The following is an 18,468-nucleotide window of genomic DNA, read 5'->3' as shown; positions in this document are numbered from 1 at the left end:
TTTATTTAAACGATTTTTGTAAATCAAACACCGTCAGAATTTCGCCACGAAGGTTTAAAAAGTTTTCGGTTTTCCCTAAAATTTCAAAACCCTGCTTTTGCAATATATGTAAAGAAGCGGGGTTATTGTCTAAAACCTTCGCTTGTAATAGCTTAAGGCCCAATTCTTTTTGGGCCACTTGAAGCAAACACTCTAAGCAATAACTGGCCAAGCCCTGGCCGGTATAACTCTTCGCTACACGGTATCCAATCTCCCCTCTACCATTATCAATGCCCTTAATATTCGCTCGGGCAACAATGCTTCTTGAATGACAAAGCACATAAGAGCGCCCCATCCCTTCTTTGGCCATATCTATTGCCTGCTGAATATGATCAGCAACGGCATCTATTGAATAAAAGCTTGCCGGACGTGCCGCAATAAGCGATTCAAACCAAGAGCGATTTTGAAGCTCGAACTTTAGTAAGGGCTCGACATGAACAGAAGCAAGGGCTTCAAATTGGTAATCAGTGCTCATAGGAAGGAATTATATTATCAAGAAAACAGTGGGCTGGGCTCAGCTGGCGCCAGCCCCACCATTATCGATCGCTTACTAAAGATTAACAACCGAATTAGGCGCCCATTTGCCCTGCCAAGGTTGGGCCGCTTCAAGTTCATAAGCTAAGGCCAACAACTTTGCCTCTTGGCCATAGCCTGCGGTAAATAGGCTACCTATTGGCAAGCCAGCATCACTCCAATGTAAGGGCAATGACAGTGACGGCAAGCCTGTCGCATTTGCTGTTGGCGTATGGCTGACATAGGCAACGCTACTTTCTATTAGGTTCTTAGGATCAATCTTAGGGCCATGCTCGCCCAGCTTAACCGCCACTTGGTTTAATACCGGGCTCAAGTAGACATCATACTGTTGATAGAACTTAGCGGCGCTTTCGGCGAGGGTTTTAAAATAAGCCACCGCCTTTTGGATACTGCCTTCCGGGCGATTTTTATACATCTCGATTAGATAAAAGCTCATGGGCTCAAAATCGCGTGAATCAATGGCTCGCCCTAATAAGGCTTCTGCTTCTACTTTTTTTGCGGCCGGTGATGAAGACCACAAACTTAAGAAGTGATACATCAACTCTTCGCCATTAAGCTCGAATTTTTTCTCTTCAACATGATGCCCCAAACCCGCCAAAAGTTTCGCGGTTGATTCAATAGCCTGCTTAACTTCAGCATGGGGCTGTAAACCATTGGCATCCTCTGTGTGGTAGGCAATTCGTAAACGCTGCTTACTGGCGGCCGTTACATAGCCCACCTTACCACCTTTAAAATCTGGTCTTTCAGTAACGGCCAAGAAAGCTGCGGTGTCTCTTACGCTATGACTTAGACAACCCTTGGAAGATAAAAAACCAGTTTTTAGACTGCTGTATTCGCGATAACGACTGTACTTTAAACCCACCAAACCACACTGGCAGGCCGGCACTCGAATAGAACCACCTCCGTCACTGGCCGTAGCAATGGGCACAAGACCTGCCGCAACCGCTGCGGCCGAGCCACCACTGGAGCCACCAGGGCTGCGAGTTAAATCCCAAGGGTTATGAGTCGCGCCATATAGCACCGGCTCTGTCGTGGCCACCAACCCAAATTCAGGGGAATTGGACATTCCCATTAATACAGCACCCGAGCCATCAATGGATTTTTGCAAATCATTGGCTGTTTTTGGAATACGATTTACAAAGGCCCGAGAACCGCCCGTAAAGGGTACATCTTTATAAGGAGCAAGATTTTTATAGACATAAGGAACCCCAGCAAAGACGCCCTGGGGCTTGCTCTTCGACGCTTGCTGCCTTGCAATATCGAATGTTTTGATCACCACCGAGTTAATCTTCGGATCAAGTGTTTCAATACGCGCGATGGTGTCATCAAGCACTTCTAGCGCACTCACCTGACCTGTGCGAATGGTCTCTGCAAGACCTAGCGCATCCAGCTTAGCCAGCTCCGAGCTAGTAAGTTTTGGCTGACTCTTTGCCAAGGCATTTGCTGCAATCCCTGTACTCGCGCCAGCAGCCAATGTCGCTACTGCACTGTGCCCTAAAAAGTCTCTACGTTTCATCATGGTCCTCGCTTAACTTTATTATTCTCGGCAACTCATCGATACGCCGGTTGATTTGTCACCACAGACATTGCTGCAAAAACACACAATATGAGCAATTGCTCAGATGTTAAAATGCAGCTAAGCTAAAGTCAATCTTTCGAGCGACCAGAGCGCGAGGTACACTAGCGTTTGAACGCTATTGGATAAAATGATGAGTAAGAAATCTACCGCCGTTGTGCGCCGAAGCCCAAGTACCCCTAGGGGCGAAGAATCAGTCGCGAAGATTTTGGATGCCTGCCGCGAGCTGTTAGCAAGCGATGGCTTTGCAAAACTCACCACCAATCACGTCGCCCAACAGGCTGGGCTGAGCATTGGCACTCTATACCAATACTTTCCCAATAAAGAATCCATGCTATACGCCTTGGTAGAACGCTGGTACCAGGCCCTGAACAAGGAGTTTGAAAATGCCGTTGCCAGCACTGAGGAAAACGGAAAAGAAAGTGATGACATTTACGAGCTGATGCGTCGCATTTATATTCAAATATTAGAGCGGCAATACCAGCACTATAGAGCCTACGCCGACATCGATAAGATCGCTGCCTCTATTCCCGAGCTAGCGGATCTACAGCGCAGCCATAATCAGCAGTTCGCAGACAGATTACTCGCTCTTTTTGAGCGCTTTGGCTACAGCAGCAACAAGCAAAACCTTAAGCAGCTCAGCGTTTTCTTTCATCAACTAGCCGTGACTATGCTGAATCAAACCGCTTTACAAAAAGGAAAGGCTCGTGAAATCAATTTAAAACTTTCACTGAGATTGAGTGATGAAATGGTTAAAGCAGCGATTGAAATGAGCCAGGAATAATAAGCGTGTTGCAGAGCGGTAAAAGCACCAAGGCCAACTAGCACGCATCACTCAGGTCTTTTTGCATAACATCCAGCGGGTAGCCTTTATAATTACAGTCTTGCAATTTAATCCAGCCAAGTTTTTCATAAAGTGGGCCGGCATGCTCCGTCGATAAGTACAAGGGGCTAAGCCCTAAACGGCTGGCCTCCTCCTCGCAATGTTGCACCAACAAACTAGCTAAGCCCCTACCGCGAGCTTGCTCTTTCACATAAACGGCCGCAAGCCATGGCCCCATATGAGCAAAACGCTCATCTAGATCTGACTCTACTAAGGCTGCCGAACCTAACAACTCACCACCCTCTATCGCGATATATAGCGACGGGATACCACTTTCTTTCGCAGAATCCATTAAAGACTGCTTTTGATCGGCTACGGTTGATTCCGGGCTAAAGTGACGCCACTCCTTGTAATGCAAAGCCGCAAGCTCATCAATAAATTCTAAGTGATTGGAAAGTGGAACGATTTGAATCATTAGGCAGGCCTACTACAAATACAAAGGGCTCTTGTTACATCTAATCACTTTTTGTGATTTGTTGACCTGATATCAACGCTCAGCTGTAACAAGAGCCCTATTCAAACAAGGAGTTTACTTAAATTTCTCGATAAAATAATCGGTAATTTCAGTAAACACATGGGTGCGCTGACCATCACCGGTAATACCATGCTTTTCACCCGGGTAAGTCATCAAACGGAACTTAACACCGTTTTTCTGCAGTTTGGCCATTAAGGTAGTGGCATGGGTAAACAACACATTATCATCGGCCATGCCGTGGATCAGATATAGATCTGAACTTAAGCCATCTAAATGCGGGAAGATCGCACTGTTTTCATAGCCCGCTGCATTTTCCTGAGGCAAGCCCATATAACGCTCGGTGTAATGAGTATCGTATAGCATCCAGTCGGTAACGGGCGCTACAGAAACACCGGCCGCAATTTGATCAGAGGCCTTAGATAGCATCATTAAAGTCATGTACCCGCCGTAGCTCCAACCAAATACACCAATACGCTCTGGATCAACAAATGGCAGAGTTTTCAGATATTGAATACCCACTAGCTGATCCTGCACTTCTGGATCACCCATATTTTCGTAAATTGGATCTTCAAACTTTTTACCACGACGCTCAGAGCCGCGATTATCTAGGGTGAATACCACAAAGCCCTGCTGCGCCATATATTGATCGGTCAAACCCCAACGGCCATCCCAGCGACGCTGCACCTGCTGTGAACCTGGCCCGCCATAAACACGCAGGAACACTGGGTACTTCTTGTTTTTGTTTTGAGGCTCATCAAAACCTTCAGGCTTTAACATCTGGTAATAAAGATCGCCACCCAAGCTGGTATTTAGCTTGCCATATTCAGGCTGCTGCAAACCTTTAAAATAAGGAAACAGAGCATGGCCATCCTTCACTTGATTTGCCGCTAGATTAGTAATCAATTTACCGCTGGCTTCATGCAAACTCACTTGACTTGGAATCAAATCATCCGACCAAGAATCAATATAAACGCTGGCATCTTTAGCAAAGCTGACATTATGCCAACCGCGCTTGCGGCTGATAGACGTTAGGTTTTCACCATTGAAGTCAACACGGTATAGCTGTTTTTCTAAGGGTGAAGATTTAGTGCCGGTAAAGTAGATCTGCTGCAGCTTTTGATCAACGGCCTCGATCTCATCAACCTGCCAATCACCTTGGGTAATGGTATTTTTCAACTTACCCTTGGCATCATACAGATACAGATGTTTAAAACCGCTGCGCTCGCTGGCCCAAATAAAATCACCATTTTTGAGTGGGCGTAAATCTTCATGTAGATTTACCCAAGTCGGTGATTCTTCACTCAATAGAGTTGTCGGCTTACCGCCTTTTGCGGAATACAGCAATAGATCCAAACGCTGCTGCTTACGGTCTTGGCGTTGAACCAAAACCCCTGATCCATCGGCCAACCAGTTGACTCGGGCTAGGTAGATATCTTTGTTTTCACCAAGATCCAACTCAATCGGGGCACGCTTATTTTCTGGATCTAAAATTGCCAGGCTGATTAATACATTGTTAGTACCAGCTCCTGGATAACGCTGTGAAATAACCTCAGTGCGATCGGCGTAGATTTCTGAGCGTTTGGCAATTGGCACAGGTGACTCATCAAACTTGGCCGCAACGATGGCATCTTCATTTGGAGACCACCAATAACCCGTCATGCGCTTCATTTCTTCTTGGGCAACAAACTCCGCCATGCCCCAGGCTTCATCGTTATTGCTGGTGCGGGTGAGTGGTCTGGCTTTACCACCCTTGGTGTCCGCTACCCAAAGGTTACGATCACGAACAAAGGCAACATATTTACTTTTCGGTGACAGTTTAGGATCAGTAGCAAAGCCCTCGCCATTGGTTAGCGCTCGGGTATTCTTCTTGGCAATATCGTAGAGGTATAAATCACCTGATAAAGGAAAGAGCAACTGCTGGCCATCGTTTGAAAATTGATAGCTAACAATGCCCGACAAGCTAGAAATGCGAGCACGCTCGCGACGAGCCTTTTCTTCATCCGACAGCTCTTCTTCAGCTCCACCACGCAGCTTTAAGGAGTCCACCAACATATTGGTTTCACCACTGGCGATATTGTATTGCCAAAGATCCATACGGCCGGCATCATCTTCCCTGCCCTGCAAAAATGTGGCTCTTTGGCCATCAGGGGAGAGTTTTAAGCTTCGTGGTGCTGTGCCCGATAAGTCAGGATCGTCAAATAGACGTTCAATGGTCAAAGGCTCAAACGCCATGGCCTGCACACTGCTCATTAAGCCCACCCCCAATAGCAACTTTTTCATAGCTTTTCCTAGTAATAGATTAACTGGCCGAGCATAGCGCTTGGGGTTTTGGCAAGCAAGCATCCATGTAACTTCAGTAAGCAAGTGAATTGGCCCAAGCTCTCAGCATGCAGCCACTCCCAAAATTCAGCCAAGAGACTTGGTCAAATCGATGTAATTCCCTGCAGACCCGACCGACTGTAATGAACCAAGTAGGCTCTGCCTGGTACGCAAAAAGCTGGATCCATCCAAGCTCGCCTTCTCCTGGATTCGCACCGTCCAGGGGATTTGGTCAAGTCGAAGACGACCCGGCAGAGCCTACTTGGTTCACTACAGTCTGCAGATGATATTCATCCAAGTTACGACGGATTGCCCACATGAGTCAGCAAAGTGGCTTGCCTAGGGGGAAGGTGCTTTGCGGAACAATAAAGAGCGAGCGCTGAGAGAGCTAAAAAGACAAGCGTCTTTTTGCTTGGCTTTTTAGGGAACGAAGGAAGCCGGGAGGGCCGCCGCTCGTGGAGCAAAGCACCTTCCCCCTAGGCAAGCCGCTTTGCGAATTCACGCAACCTTACTTCCCCATTCATCAAGACCTCACAATGACAGGAACAAACTGAGGCCCAGAAAACAATAACCGTCATATCTACTGAAATGCCATTAATTCCAAGCTGTATATACAGAGATATTGCAAGCTAGCCCAAAACAGGCCAAGCTAAGCGCCGAATTAACCTAGGATGTGCCACTTAGCGGCCATTCTAGCGGGCCCACCGAATTGGAGACCATTATGCAACTGACATTACGTCATACCTGCCTAGCCGCCCTTGTCGCGGTAGGCGTAGGCTGTACAGAAAAAGATCAAACACCAGCCACCGTAACTGTTGAAGACAACCAAGCTGCCGAACAAGCCGCCACCACAGCGGTAGCAGCTATGGAAGAAAAGGCTATCGAATCTGGCGTCGATTATCACTCCTACGCCAACATGCAGGACTATCGCGTACAGCATATCGCCCTAGACCTGGATGTAAATTTCGACAACAAAACCATATCTGGCACCGCAACACTGGATATTGATGCCTTAAACGACAGCGGCAAACCACTGCTGCTGGATACTCGTGCACTGAGCATCAATGCCGTTGACGGTTTAGATGGCCCGCAAACCGCCGCCCTAAAATTCAACATGGGTAAAAAAGACGATCATCTAGGTACCCCACTATCCATTGATTTGGCCGGCCAGAAAAAAATCCGCATTAGCTACAGCACAGCACCAGAAGCTTCCGGTGTGCAATGGCTAACTCCTGAGCAAACAGCCGGTAAAAAGCACCCCTTCTTATTTACCCAGGCTCAAGCTATCCACGCACGTAGCTTTGTACCGCTACAAGATTCACCAAAAGCTCGTATCACCTATAGCGCCACCATCCGCACACCAAAAGATTTGCTAGCGGTAATGAGCGCCAACAACGATCCTAAAACCGAGAAAGACGGCGAATACCAGTTTGAAATGCCGCAAAAAGTGCCTTCCTATTTGATCGCACTAGCCGTTGGCGACCTAGAATTTAAAGCCATGGGTGAGCGCACTGGCGTTTACGCAGAACCAAGCGTTTTAGAATCCGCCGCTAAGGAGTTTGAAGACACCGAAGCGATGCTGATCGAAACCGAAAAAGTTTATGGCCCATATCGCTGGGATCGCTACGACCTATTGATTTTGCCACCTAGCTTCCCATTTGGCGGCATGGAAAACCCACGTCTAAGCTTTATTACGCCTACCGTCATTGCCGGTGACAAAAGCCTTACCGCTTTGATTGCGCATGAGCTGGCACACTCTTGGTCTGGCAACTTAGTAACCAATGCCTCTTGGCGCGATCTATGGTTAAACGAAGGCTTCACCACCTACTTAACCAACCGCATCATGCAGTTGATTTACGGTGATGACCGCTACCGCATGGAAATGGCCCTAGGCTACGAAGATCTAAAATCCGATATGGCCGACCTGCCTGACTCCGCCGAGATTATGGCGATTGATTTACGCGGCAAAGACCCGGATGCCGTATTCTCTAACGTACCTTACGAGAAAGGCTCGCTATTCCTATACGAGTTAGAAAACACCATCGGCCGTGACAACTTCGACAAGTTCCTACGCAGCTATTTTGATCACTTTGCATTCCAGAGTATCACCACAGAGGACTTCTTAGCCTACGTGGAATCTACGCTGATTGCTCAGTACCCAGACAAGCTTTCAAAAGAGCGTTTTGAACAGTGGATTTTCCAGCCAGGCTTATTGGCTGATGCACCTAAGCCTCAATCACCGGCTTTCGACAATGTCGACAAGCATCGCAACGGTTGGTTAGAAGGCAAGCAGGAGCTAGCGGCTATCGACGTTAGCAAGTGGACCAGCCACGAGTGGAAGTACTTCCTAGATGGTATGCCTGAAGCGCTAAGCCAGGAACAAATGGCAGCGTTGGACGGTGCATTTAATCTGACTCAAGCAGGCAACAACGAAGTCGCCCACAGCTGGTTAATGTTGGTTGTGAAGAATGACTACCAGCCGGGTTTTGAGCGCGTTCATAGCTTCCTAACCAGCATTGGCCGTAACAAATTCTTGCGTCCCTTATACCGAGCTTTAAAAGAAAGCGGTAAGCTGGAGCTGGCCCGTGAGATCTTTAACGAAGCTAAAGTGGGTTATCACCCATTAAGCGTTAAAGTGAACAGCGCGATTTTGTACCCAGAGCAGTAAAGCTACTCAGAAATCGTTAACAAAAAACCTAGAAGATTAACAATAAACCCCAGTCAATTGACTGGGGTTTATTGTTTAGGGTACCTGTATTCGCATCAGCATACTGAAAAGTTGAAACTAGTTGTAATGCAATTTATGGGTTACCACCAATCCTGGCGGTCATTAAACATAGTTCTTTATCTAAGCCACAGAAGTAAGAGTCTAGCGTGGAGCAGTGATTTGGAGCGACTAGGCTCCTGACAAAATCTTCTGGAAAGGTTTTGGGCTTGGCCGAAGGCTGAGCGCCTGGACGGCGCGAATCCATGGAACGGGTGGCTGCACGGATGCAGCGTTGGAGCGGAAAAGCACTGCTCCACGCTAGAATCTGGTCAGATAGCAAAATTTAAAAGCGGACGCGTATTAATCAATCTTCTCAATCGTCGTCGTAGCAATAGGCGATTGCACCATACGCTTTTTGCCGTCTATGGTGGCGTAAAATACGTAATAGCCTTTTTCTGGAATAGATGTCACCTTACCATTGCGCACCAAGTAGACTTTATCGTGGCCCGCAATATACACCTTAAAATCACCGCCTAGCATGGTATCCATAGTGCGATTGGCATTGTTGATTTTATCGCAAGCTGCCAAGGTCAAAACAGTTATTGCTACCAGGGCTATTCGCTTTAAGTAAGTGTTCATATCTTAATCCCTTCTTATATAGATTCTGTTATTTGATCACTAGCTCGATTAAAGGCTGCGCTTCGGATTCACCAGCAAATTAGAAAAGATAAAACCTGCAACTAGAGACATCAGAATTAAAAAAGCCTGACTGCCAATTTGATCGGAAGGCACAATCTGCTGACCACTCACCACAGCATTAATACCAATGTAAATCTTACTGCCCGGCACCAAGATCACCATGCCCTGCAATGTCACCACAATAGCGGGCGACTTTAACCAGCGCGCATAGATGTTGCCGTAAACACCCACGGCTAAGGCACCAAAGAAAGTCCCCAATGCCACGCCAAAAACTTCAGCAGCCATGATACTAACGCCATAGGCAATGATGCCGGATAAAATACCCCAGACACCATCACGCAAGCGTGCTTTAAACATAATAACGAGACTGGCCGATAACATCAGTACTGCTGTCCACGAAGTCCACCACGGCAGTGGCGCACTGGCTTGATAGCTTACCTCTCCCCAGCACACATAGGCCAAAGCCATGCCTAATACCGCACCGAAATACAGCTTAAACATTAGCATCAGGGCATCCATTACCCTTGCTGTTCCGGAGGTGAGTTCTCTTACCGATAATTCAGCCAAGCCCACGGTTAAAGCCAAGCCCGGTATAAAGGCGATGATGCTGGCTAAAACCACTAAAGATGCATTGAGATGAAAATCGAGCTGGGAAATACCAACAGCGATAAAGGCGGCCAACATGGCAGATAATGGTTCGAGCGCATCGGCTAAGCGTTTTGAAAACTGAGCCGCGTAGATCAAACCGTAAACCAATAAACTGATGCCGAAGGCGACGACGACATCGTCCCAGCTGGTGCCCATGAGCATTGCAAAGGCACCACCAGATACGCCAAAGGCAATGAGGTTTAACCAATGCGGATATGGTGGTGGTCGACTGGTAATATCTTCCAAGCGCGCTAAGGCATCCGCTAAATCGCGCTCGCCATTAATTAATTCATCGACCAACAGATCGGTACGCGCTAAAGAGCCCAAGTCGAGCTCACCGGGCTTTACTCGTACCGTGTAATGATACTCTTGATTACCCCGCTCACCCTTTGGCCACAATACAAAGGTTAATGCCGTAGGGGCCACCAGGAAAGATCCCTCTAGCTCCATCGCCGCTGCCAGATTATTAAGGTGGGCCTCCAACCGGTGGGCAGGCGTACCAAACTTGTGCAGCGCTTTTGCCAAGCGGATCAAAAACTTACGTTTGTTTTTAAACGAAGCGGACGTCATAAGCTAACTCAAACTGATTCTTGCAAGGTTTTGCGAAAGACTGAAACCCCACATGCGCTGCTGTGGGGCCATTGTAACAGTGGCGGCGATTGTAGCGAGTTTGTTAAAGGGGTCAATGAACTTATGAAAAATCACTGACCAAGGGCCTGTTAACACGAGTTAAGCATCAATCGTCAGTGAGCCATCCATTAGCTAAAGCTAAATCTATTTGCTCCAAGGCATATGCCCATAAGCGTGGGGCGCTATGCTCTAAATACTGATTGCGCTTTAAGACTTTGCTGCGGCTCACTTGATGGCGGCGCCAACTGCCGCCTTCATTGTTCATATTCTGAATCAACGGCAGTAAGCAATCCATCGCTTTCGCAAAGCGCGCATCTGCCGATTCGGCATCTTCATACTCTTGCCATAGAGCCCGATAATCCGCTGCTTGTGAGCTAGGTAGCAGGCCAAATAAGCGATCGGCGGCCTCGCTTTCTTTATCCGCTTTGGCTGCAATATCAGCGGCGCTGGCGAATGCAAAGGTATCGCCGGCATCGATTTCAACAATATCATGCAAGAGCAGCATTAGGCAGGCTCTATTGATATCAACCGGCTCACCCACTAAGGGCGCAAACACATGTGCCATTAAAGCGATGTGCCAACTGTGCTCGGCGCTGTTTTCAAAACGATCACCATCTTCCTTTACCGTCGTTTGACGATATACGGCCTTAAGGCGATCCATCTCTGCAATGAAGGCTAGCTGTTGCTGTAATTGTTGTTGAAGCTGTAGTTCTTGCATAAATCGGGGTCCATAAATAACACTGCCTACAGTGTAGCTCATTTAGCCTACAGATTTCTTACGCTTTGCTAGCTTTCAGTTGGCTTTCATCTAGCTTAGGGCTTGGTAAACTGCGGCGTAACACGAAGAAACCTAAGAGCCCCGAAAGCAGAGAACCAAATATAATTCCCAAGCGCTCATCAAACAGTAGGTTTACGCCGGTTTCTTCAAAGGCCAAGGAGCCAACAAACAAACTCATGGTAAAACCCACGCCACATAAACAGGCCGTACCATACAGTGCCCACAAATTCATACCCTGAGGGAGCTTCGCCAAGCCTGATTTTACCGCCAACCAACATAGGCCAAAAATACCGAGCTGCTTGCCCACAAATAAGCCCAGAGCGATACCCAGCGGTACTGGGTGCAAGAGCTGCTCAAAGCCAATACCCGCCAAGGGCAAACCCGCGTTGGCGAAGGCGAAAACCGGCAAGATAAAAAAGGCTACTGCACTGTGCAAATCATGCTCTAAATCTTTCGCCGGAGAACTTCCGTCTTTTGCCGTCATGGGAATAAAGAAGGCCAGCAATACACCAGCGAGAGTAGCGTGCACGCCAGATTTGAGCAGTGCCACCCACATCACCAAACCGATAGACAAATAAATACTTTTACTCTCAACACCCGATTTATTTACCGCGTATAAAATAACAAGGCAGACGGCCGCAATAATTAATGCTGTGGCTGAAATCTTTGCGGTGTAGAAAAAGGCGATAATTAAAATCGCACCAATATCATCAATAATCGCCAATGAGCTCAGAAATATTTTTAAGCTAAGGGGCACTCTTGGCCCAAGCAAAGCCAGGATACCCAAAGCAAATGCAATATCGGTAGCGGCGGGAATTGCCCAGCCTTTCAACGCGATAGGGTCCTGCCAATTTATCGCGGCATAGATTGTCGCAGGAACCAACATTCCACCTATGGCGCCAAGCGCTGGTAAAAGAATATTGGCCGGTTTTGAAAGCTGCCCTTCCAGTAACTCGCGTTTTAACTCCAGCCCAACCATAAAGAAGAAAACCGCCATCAGGCCATCGTTGATCCACAGCAATAATGGTTTGGCAATGCCGTACTCACCCAACTGGATACTAAAGGGCAATTGCAAAATACCTTGATAGTATTCATTCAGCGGCGAATTAGCGGCCAGCATTGCCAGCACGGAAGCCCCCATTAGCAGCAAACCTGCCAAGGCCTCCATGGAGATAAAGGATTGATCGTCTTTTAAAGAGTTGTAGCTGTTGTTTTCCATGGCTTTCCATTCATTGGGCATATCGCCCCATAGCATGCCTGAAGTTTATCCTTCAGCGGAGGAAAACCGGGCAAATTTTTGTAAATTGGCCCTACTGCTTATTTGGTTTATTTTGGGCCAGTCAAATGCCTGCTCTAGCCCAATCAATCAATGAAGTTCGAATGAGTTTTCTTGGACTTAAATGACCAGATTTTATCCTACTCGGCCATATTTCACTGAGTTGAAGCTTGTTAGCATAATGCTATCTAGGGAAGATTCACAGATACAGCATAAGAAGGCACGATATGAATACAGCTTGTAAAAATACAATAAGACAGCTCGACATCGATGGCCGCCAATATTCATTCAGCGACCAAGGCGAGGGCCCTGCCGTTATGCTGTTACATGGCTTTCCTGATATTGCCACCACATGGCAGGCACAAATTGATGCACTGGTGCTTGCTGGCTACCGCTGCATCGCACCCACCTTACGTGGATATGAAGAAAGCTCGATAAGTCAGAGCTATTTCGTTTTGGATTCGGTGGAAGATATTCGCGCCATTCAAAAGCAGCTGCACATCGACAAGTTTCACCTCATTGGTCACGATTGGGGCGCCATTATTGGCTACGCTTTTGCGGCGCAGTATCCGAACGCCCTTCTTAGCTTAAATTGCCTAGCCATTCCTCATCTTTCGATCTTTAATCAGGGGCTAAAAGAAGTCCCTAAACAACGCCGAAACAGCGCTTATATTGCATTCTTTCAGCTACCATGGATATCCGAGTGGTGGTGCCGTCGCAACAATTTTTCATTTATCGAATGGCTATGGCGACGCTGGTCGCCCAGTTGGGATTTTACTCAAGATGATATCAAACCTGTAAAGCAAGCACTGTCACAACCTGGCGTGCTAAAGGCAAGCTTGAGCTACTATCGCCACCTATACCGCAAAGGGCGTGAAGCTAGCCAAGCAGCAAGCGTTAAAAAAGTGTCCGTCCCCTGCCAGGTTCTCGCCGGGGAAAACGATGGCTGTATGGACGTGCGATTGTTTGAAATTTTACAGCGCAAGAAGCCATTTTTGGCCGACTATCAACTGCATATTATTGATGGTGCTGGGCACTTTATGCAAAGAGAGCAGCCTGAGAAAATTAATCGCTTAATTTTAGAGTGGATCAAAAAATTTCAAGCCTAGGCATTTTTAGAAAGTGCAAGATCTACCCACCCCATAAAATGCCGAAACTAAAGCGCTAAAAGAACCACATCCATAAAGCTACGGCGATCATCAAACTGCCGGAGATTCGATTGAGGTACTGTGCGCCATTATCCCTCTCCAAAAGATAACGCAAACTGCGCCCGCCGCTTGCATAGATCGTCATAGAGATAAATTCACAAATCGCAATTAGAGCCAGCATGGTTAGTAATTGAAACGTTATAGGACGATCAAAATCCAAAAACGGCGGCAAAATAGAGATATTAAAGGCCCAAGCCTTTGGGTTTGAGCAGGCCGTCAGTAAACCCTGCATAAATAGATCGCCCCGCCCAGGTGAACGAGCTTCGCCCTGCACAAAAGCTAACTTACCTTTCGATAGCCAGCATTGAATTCCGATATAAAAAAGATAAGCCCCGCCGGCAACTTTAATTACCGTAAAGGCCGTGGGCCAGCGCATAAGTAACTGGGCAACCCCTAGCACTGCCAACGCTGCCACAGAGATCACACCGAGTAGCTCACCGGCCATCATCCACATAGTACGACGCACACCAATCGCCATACCCAATGTTAGGGCAAGGGTCATACACATTCCCGGGCTAATCGACACCAAGAAAAAGGTGGGTACAAATACCGCTACTAGCGCCCATTCCATCGTATTGAAATCTCGAATTTTGTAGTCTTAAGCACGCTGCAATTGAAAATAGCCGTCGTGCTGATGTAGCTGCAATGGCAGGCCATAAAGCTCACTTAAAAATTCAGGCTTAAGAACTTCGTTTTTAGGAGCATCGGCCATGATTTCTCCATTGCGTAAAAGAATCACGCGCTCTATTTCAGGGATTATCTCTTCAATATGGTGGGTACAAAGCAATATACCCTGCTCTGATCCAGCGTCGTTTGCTGGGCTGTTTTTACAAAGCGCTGACAGCTGGTCTAACAATTCATAGCTGGCCTTTACATCAAGGCCGGCGGTTGGCTCATCCAACAATAGCGTTTTGGGCTGATGAATCATTGCTCTTGCCAGCAGTACTCGCCGCTGTTGGCCGGTGGATAAATGGTGAAACTTACGTTCAGCCAGCTCCGCCAAACCTAATAACTGCAAGCTCGACAGAGCATGCTGATAGTGATGATCTTCCAAAGGGTAATGCTGGTATAACAAACCGATAGCCCCCACAAAACCAGAAACCACCACTTCCAAGGCAGTACTAACGACGTTATAGGAAGCCTGAAGATCGTGGGAAACCATACCTATTTGCTGGCGGAGCTCATCAACCTTAACGGTTTCGCTACCATTGATTTTTACATAGCTACCCGCATTCACTTTTGGGTAAATTTCTCGGCTGAGTAGCTTTAAGAGAGTAGATTTCCCGGCACCATTAGGGCCCAAGATTGCGATTCTTTCGCCTTCTTCAATAGTTAAGTTTAAATTGGCAAATACCTGTTGGCTGCCTTGATGGGCACTCACATTTTTAATTTCTAACAAGGCGGGCATTGAAGACGTGACCTGAATCGTTTTAAGCAGGCCGCATAGTAACGAATTTTGAAGCTTGCGAACAGCCATCGACAACATGCTTTCTAGCTGTGATGGCTGTAGTTGTTGTAGTTGTAGTTGTAGTTGTAGTTGTAGCTAGGACATAAGCTGATTCCAACTTACTGCTGAGCTGACTTAATTTTTTGGGTTAGCATCAGCATGTCCCACCCCTTGATCAGTTCAAACTTCATAAATGCCAGCACCCCATGCATTAAAACAAGGACTCGCTCATAGTTCTTCGCTGGCTCGGAAAGACGATCGATAGCAGCTTGATAACCCTGCTGTTCATATACAGCCAATAAATCTACTGCATGCTCCTCAGCGGTTCTAACACGGGCTACAGGCTCATAACCTAAGGCTTCCACTGTCGCTTCTGCCAAGGTCCATACCGACCATGGGTTCTGCCCTGAAATTATCTGACCATCACGTACCACTAATTCTAAATAGTCTGTACCGCCGATAAAGTTTGCACCTTGCTCGATTAACTTTGATTCCAATAGAAATGGAAATATTTCGCGAGCTTCTGGAATCAAAAACAACTCTTCACTATTCGTAAAGCTGCTGACTTTCTTATCAGCTATTAGCCAGCGGCCATCGCTAAGCTGCACATTAAGCAAGGCTGCTGGGCCGTGACATACGGCGGCGATTATTCGGCCCGCTTCATAGAGATCTCTAACAAGGCTTTTTATAGCTTTATGGCCAGGAAAATCAAACATAGTGCCTTTGCCACCAACAAAGTAGACCGCTTGATAGTCCAGCGGATTAATATCCTCGATGCGCAGGGTATTTTCCAATTGCTGTTGCACTGAGCCGTCATTGAGAAAGGCGTAATCAAACACCCCCATATCATCGCCATCCAAAACCTTTGGCGCATCGCCGCCTAAGGGGCTGGCAATGTCCACCTCAAAGCCATTGACCTTAAACACCCAATAGGCACGGGCCAGCTCGGTTAATTCATACCCCGTAGACTTTCCACTCGTACCCATCTGATCAACACTGGTCACTACCGCTAAAATCTTCCCTCTGTTTTCCGGCCGAGCTTGATTTAAATAGGGAATATCTTTCACTTCAGCCGTTTTAACTCCCTCGTAATGGGAGGCATCAGGTAATAGGCTAAAAAACCACTTACCAGCTGCAAATACACTAGCTATCAAAATAGCTAAAACTATCAAAATTTTCTTTAGCATGATCTGGCTCTCTCTTTTCGATACTTCACTTAGCAATCAATGAAGAAGAATGAATAGGATAGAGACAGCTTAAAGAGAGGGTGGTGAAATCAGAGTGAAATTTTTACGCTAAATAGACCATCAGCCTGCTGAATTTCATAGCTCATTTGCATAGCCTCTAAAATTCTAGCCACTAGATACAAGCCTTGGCCAATGCCCGGGCTATCATCACCTTTTACGCCAATATCAAAGAAGTTAGCGGGCAAGGTCTTATTGCTTTGATTTTGAAAGATCAACATACCGTCGTCGACCATAATGCTTAGCTGATTTGAGTCGCCGTGATACAAGGCATTGTTAATTAAGTTGGTAAATAACAAAGTCAGCAAACTGGAGTTTGCGTTCACCGCCAAATGCTCTGGGACCGCCATGTTTAGATCAAGCTCCTTATTGGCGGCCAAACTGCAATCCATCAACGTTTGCTCCAAAACCGGCGCAAGGTAAATAGATTCTTCTTGCAGGCTTTCCCGGCGAGCTAATGCCAGCAAGGTATCGACAGTCTGCTGCATTTGCTGGTCGATATGACGTAACTGTTGTATATCGGATTCCGTCAATGGCCGCCGCTCTGCCAAGGTTAAGGTATTGCTCAACACCGTCAATGGCGTACGTAATTCATGGCTAACATCACTGCTAAAATCTCGCTCCCGCTGTAAGGCCTTATCCCTTTCCTCAAAAGCTTCTGATAAAATTTGCGATAAGTCACCCAGCTCAAACTGTAAGTTTGGCAATGGCTGCTTCTCTTTTACCGCCCCAGCCAATTGCAATACCGGCTTTACTGTTTTCGATGCCATCTTTACGGCAAGTAAAAAGGCCAACAATAAGGTAATCACAAACCCCGCAAGAAATAGCTGCAGTAATACAGGGCTTTTACTTACTACCAGTAAAGCGGAGACTTCAGCAATAAGGTAAACCTGCTGCCCACCTTCCATTTGAATCAACTGGTAGTGATAGTGGTCATCATCGCGGGTAAAAATTTCATTATCATCACCAGCCACTTCGACGATCGCTTTGCCAAAATCTTTTTTAAGGATTTGCTCTAACTCTGTAGCCACCTCCAAACCAGAGCTGGGGTGAATGCTCCCAAAACTTAAGCGACTTTCCGGTAATTGCCCTGTTTTTCTATGATGCTCTTTAACATAGCTCGCTTCTATTTTTAGCAAGCTGTAAATCATATGATCTTCCACCACATAAGCGATGATCGTAGTTAGCGCCAAGTACAACAACCCCATGCCAACGGCATAGCCCATAAACAACAAAAGAACCTGTTGACGTATACTCTTAATCACTGTCATTTGTTAATTCCAGTTTGTAGCCAAGATTCATCACGGTTTTTAACATCGGTTTATCAAAGGGCTTGTCGAGCGCTTTGCGTAAAGAATAAATGTGCGATTTCAAAGCATCGCTATCAGGAGGGGAATCTGACCATAATTTGTGGCTAATTAAGGAGCGACTTACCGGCTGGGGATAGCTTTCAACGAGCAAAGCCAGAATCTGAAAACCGATACTGGTGAGCTTTATGTCCTGCCCTTCGCGACTTGCTTTTTGCTGTGATATGTCCAACTGCAAACAACCTAAGCTAAGCTGCTGGCTGCGGTGCAATTGATTGCGTCGAGACAAAGCTTGGCAGCGCAGCAGCAGTTCTCGCAAATCAAAAGGCTTACTTAGATAATCGTCTGCACCCTGACCAAAGCCAGCGGCCTTATCGGCAAAGCTATCACGTGCTGTTAACATTAAAATGGGGGGTGTTACGCTGGCCTGTTGCTTGATTTGTTCACAAACTTCCAAACCATCGATATCGGGCAAATTTAAATCAAGCAACACCACATCGAAGATTTCAGCGCTCGCCAGCTCAATTCCGCGCTTACCGCGCTCAGCATAGTCCAACTCGCAACCGTGAGCGCTTAAAAATTCAAGCACCTGTTTTGCGATTGTTGCATTATCTTCTATCAGTAAAACCTTCAAGTCTTCGCAGCCCTTAATCAATCCTTGTACCGGCTACCAGACTACAGCTGATGGGGTGAAATGG

General features: G+C 46.9%; 16 protein-coding genes. 3 read left to right on the top strand and 13 right to left on the bottom strand.

The annotated features are described in order from the left end of the window. Position 1: 1 nt before the first annotated feature. Both Q1A41_RS02100 and Q1A41_RS02095 read right to left on the bottom strand, forming a co-directional pair. The gene (locus Q1A41_RS02100) at positions 2-514 is read right to left on the bottom strand and encodes a GNAT family N-acetyltransferase (RefSeq protein ID WP_299974026.1); all 513 of its coding nucleotides are present in this window, start codon (positions 512-514) and stop codon (positions 2-4) included. A gap of 75 nt (positions 515-589) precedes the next feature. Next, on the bottom strand, positions 590-2,092 hold the full coding sequence (locus Q1A41_RS02095) for an amidase family protein (RefSeq protein ID WP_299974023.1): 1,503 nt from the start codon (positions 2,090-2,092) through the stop codon (positions 590-592). 190 nt (positions 2,093-2,282) lie between these two features. On the opposite strand from Q1A41_RS02095, the gene Q1A41_RS02090 reads away from it, so the two are divergent. Then, positions 2,283-2,933: a TetR/AcrR family transcriptional regulator gene (locus tag Q1A41_RS02090; protein ID WP_299974021.1), complete on the top strand. Its 651-nt coding sequence runs from the start codon at positions 2,283-2,285 to the stop codon at positions 2,931-2,933. A gap of 37 nt (positions 2,934-2,970) precedes the next feature. Here Q1A41_RS02090 and Q1A41_RS02085 read toward each other — a convergent pair whose 3' ends face one another. Together Q1A41_RS02085 and Q1A41_RS02080 are read right to left on the bottom strand one after the other, a co-directional pair. Beyond that, on the bottom strand, positions 2,971-3,447 hold the full coding sequence (locus Q1A41_RS02085; RefSeq protein ID WP_299974017.1) for a GNAT family N-acetyltransferase: 477 nt from the start codon (positions 3,445-3,447) through the stop codon (positions 2,971-2,973). A 114-nt stretch (positions 3,448-3,561) separates the two neighbouring features. Then, entirely contained in the window at positions 3,562-5,787 is a 2,226-nt protein-coding gene (locus Q1A41_RS02080) for a S9 family peptidase (RefSeq protein WP_299974014.1), read from the bottom strand. Between the two features lie 760 nt (positions 5,788-6,547). Between Q1A41_RS02080 and Q1A41_RS02075 the strand changes: the two genes are divergently transcribed. Next, positions 6,548-8,494 (top strand): M1 family metallopeptidase, encoded by a 1,947-nt coding sequence (locus Q1A41_RS02075; RefSeq protein WP_299974012.1) that lies wholly within the window; start codon positions 6,548-6,550, stop codon positions 8,492-8,494. 399 nt (positions 8,495-8,893) lie between these two features. Here Q1A41_RS02075 and Q1A41_RS02070 read toward each other — a convergent pair whose 3' ends face one another. From Q1A41_RS02070 to nhaA, 4 genes are all read right to left on the bottom strand, one after another. Continuing rightward, entirely contained in the window at positions 8,894-9,172 is a 279-nt protein-coding gene (locus Q1A41_RS02070; RefSeq protein ID WP_299974009.1) for a hypothetical protein, read from the bottom strand. Between the two features lie 48 nt (positions 9,173-9,220). Then, positions 9,221-10,450 (bottom strand): threonine/serine exporter family protein, encoded by a 1,230-nt coding sequence (locus tag Q1A41_RS02065; protein WP_299974006.1) that lies wholly within the window; start codon positions 10,448-10,450, stop codon positions 9,221-9,223. 166 nt (positions 10,451-10,616) lie between these two features. Beyond that, a complete protein-coding gene (locus Q1A41_RS02060; protein WP_299974003.1) occupies positions 10,617-11,228 on the bottom strand; it encodes an HD domain-containing protein in 612 nt (203 codons plus the stop codon). 58 nt (positions 11,229-11,286) lie between these two features. Continuing rightward, the gene (gene nhaA, locus Q1A41_RS02055; protein ID WP_299976143.1) at positions 11,287-12,507 is read right to left on the bottom strand and encodes a Na+/H+ antiporter NhaA; all 1,221 of its coding nucleotides are present in this window, start codon (positions 12,505-12,507) and stop codon (positions 11,287-11,289) included. A gap of 284 nt (positions 12,508-12,791) precedes the next feature. Here nhaA and Q1A41_RS02050 point away from each other — a divergent pair, with 284 nt between their 5' ends. After that, positions 12,792-13,673 carry an alpha/beta hydrolase gene (locus Q1A41_RS02050; RefSeq protein WP_299974000.1) on the top strand — a complete coding sequence of 294 codons (882 nt, stop codon included), beginning with the start codon at positions 12,792-12,794 and terminating at the stop codon, positions 13,671-13,673. A gap of 55 nt (positions 13,674-13,728) precedes the next feature. Here Q1A41_RS02050 and Q1A41_RS02045 read toward each other — a convergent pair whose 3' ends face one another. From Q1A41_RS02045 to Q1A41_RS02025, 5 genes are all read right to left on the bottom strand, one after another. Further along, a complete protein-coding gene (locus tag Q1A41_RS02045; protein WP_299973998.1) occupies positions 13,729-14,343 on the bottom strand; it encodes a LysE family translocator in 615 nt (204 codons plus the stop codon). Positions 14,344-14,370: 27 nt separating this feature from the next. Next, complete coding sequence (locus Q1A41_RS02040; RefSeq protein WP_299973995.1) at positions 14,371-15,180, bottom strand: ATP-binding cassette domain-containing protein; 810 nt, start codon at positions 15,178-15,180, stop codon at positions 14,371-14,373. Between the two features lie 158 nt (positions 15,181-15,338). Continuing rightward, positions 15,339-16,406 (bottom strand): type 1 glutamine amidotransferase domain-containing protein, encoded by a 1,068-nt coding sequence (locus tag Q1A41_RS02035; RefSeq protein WP_299973992.1) that lies wholly within the window; start codon positions 16,404-16,406, stop codon positions 15,339-15,341. Positions 16,407-16,495: 89 nt separating this feature from the next. Next, positions 16,496-17,734 (bottom strand): HAMP domain-containing sensor histidine kinase, encoded by a 1,239-nt coding sequence (locus Q1A41_RS02030; protein WP_299973989.1) that lies wholly within the window; start codon positions 17,732-17,734, stop codon positions 16,496-16,498. After that, a complete protein-coding gene (locus tag Q1A41_RS02025) occupies positions 17,721-18,425 on the bottom strand; it encodes a response regulator transcription factor (RefSeq protein WP_299973986.1) in 705 nt (234 codons plus the stop codon). The genes Q1A41_RS02030 and Q1A41_RS02025 overlap by 14 nt, the downstream gene beginning before the upstream one ends. Between the last annotated feature and the right edge of the window lie 43 nt (positions 18,426-18,468).

Origin of the sequence: uncultured Pseudoteredinibacter sp., from assembly GCF_947502065.1 — a bacterium.
Taxonomy (GTDB): Bacteria; Pseudomonadota; Gammaproteobacteria; order Pseudomonadales; family Cellvibrionaceae; genus Pseudoteredinibacter.
The sequence above is the reverse complement of the archived record's forward strand: the minus strand, read 5'-3'. Positions and strand labels throughout refer to the sequence as shown.

Coding starts and splice junctions, on each gene's coding strand:
- Q1A41_RS02040 (WP_299973995.1), bottom strand. CDS start 15,180: ATGCCCGCCTTGTTAGAAATTAAAAATGTGAGTGCCCATCAAGGCAGC.
- Q1A41_RS02065 (WP_299974006.1), bottom strand. CDS start 10,450: ATGACGTCCGCTTCGTTTAAAAACAAACGTAAGTTTTTGATCCGCTTG.
- Q1A41_RS02050 (WP_299974000.1), top strand. CDS start 12,792: ATGAATACAGCTTGTAAAAATACAATAAGACAGCTCGACATCGATGGC.
- Q1A41_RS02095 (WP_299974023.1), bottom strand. CDS start 2,092: ATGATGAAACGTAGAGACTTTTTAGGGCACAGTGCAGTAGCGACATTG.
- nhaA (WP_299976143.1), bottom strand. CDS start 12,507: ATGGAAAACAACAGCTACAACTCTTTAAAAGACGATCAATCCTTTATC.
- Q1A41_RS02080 (WP_299974014.1), bottom strand. CDS start 5,787: ATGAAAAAGTTGCTATTGGGGGTGGGCTTAATGAGCAGTGTGCAGGCC.
- Q1A41_RS02060 (WP_299974003.1), bottom strand. CDS start 11,228: ATGCAAGAACTACAGCTTCAACAACAATTACAGCAACAGCTAGCCTTC.
- Q1A41_RS02100 (WP_299974026.1), bottom strand. CDS start 514: ATGAGCACTGATTACCAATTTGAAGCCCTTGCTTCTGTTCATGTCGAG.
- Q1A41_RS02070 (WP_299974009.1), bottom strand. CDS start 9,172: ATGAACACTTACTTAAAGCGAATAGCCCTGGTAGCAATAACTGTTTTG.
- Q1A41_RS02085 (WP_299974017.1), bottom strand. CDS start 3,447: ATGATTCAAATCGTTCCACTTTCCAATCACTTAGAATTTATTGATGAG.
- Q1A41_RS02090 (WP_299974021.1), top strand. CDS start 2,283: ATGAGTAAGAAATCTACCGCCGTTGTGCGCCGAAGCCCAAGTACCCCT.
- Q1A41_RS02030 (WP_299973989.1), bottom strand. CDS start 17,734: ATGACAGTGATTAAGAGTATACGTCAACAGGTTCTTTTGTTGTTTATG.
- Q1A41_RS02075 (WP_299974012.1), top strand. CDS start 6,548: ATGCAACTGACATTACGTCATACCTGCCTAGCCGCCCTTGTCGCGGTA.
- Q1A41_RS02045 (WP_299973998.1), bottom strand. CDS start 14,343: ATGGAATGGGCGCTAGTAGCGGTATTTGTACCCACCTTTTTCTTGGTG.
- Q1A41_RS02035 (WP_299973992.1), bottom strand. CDS start 16,406: ATGCTAAAGAAAATTTTGATAGTTTTAGCTATTTTGATAGCTAGTGTA.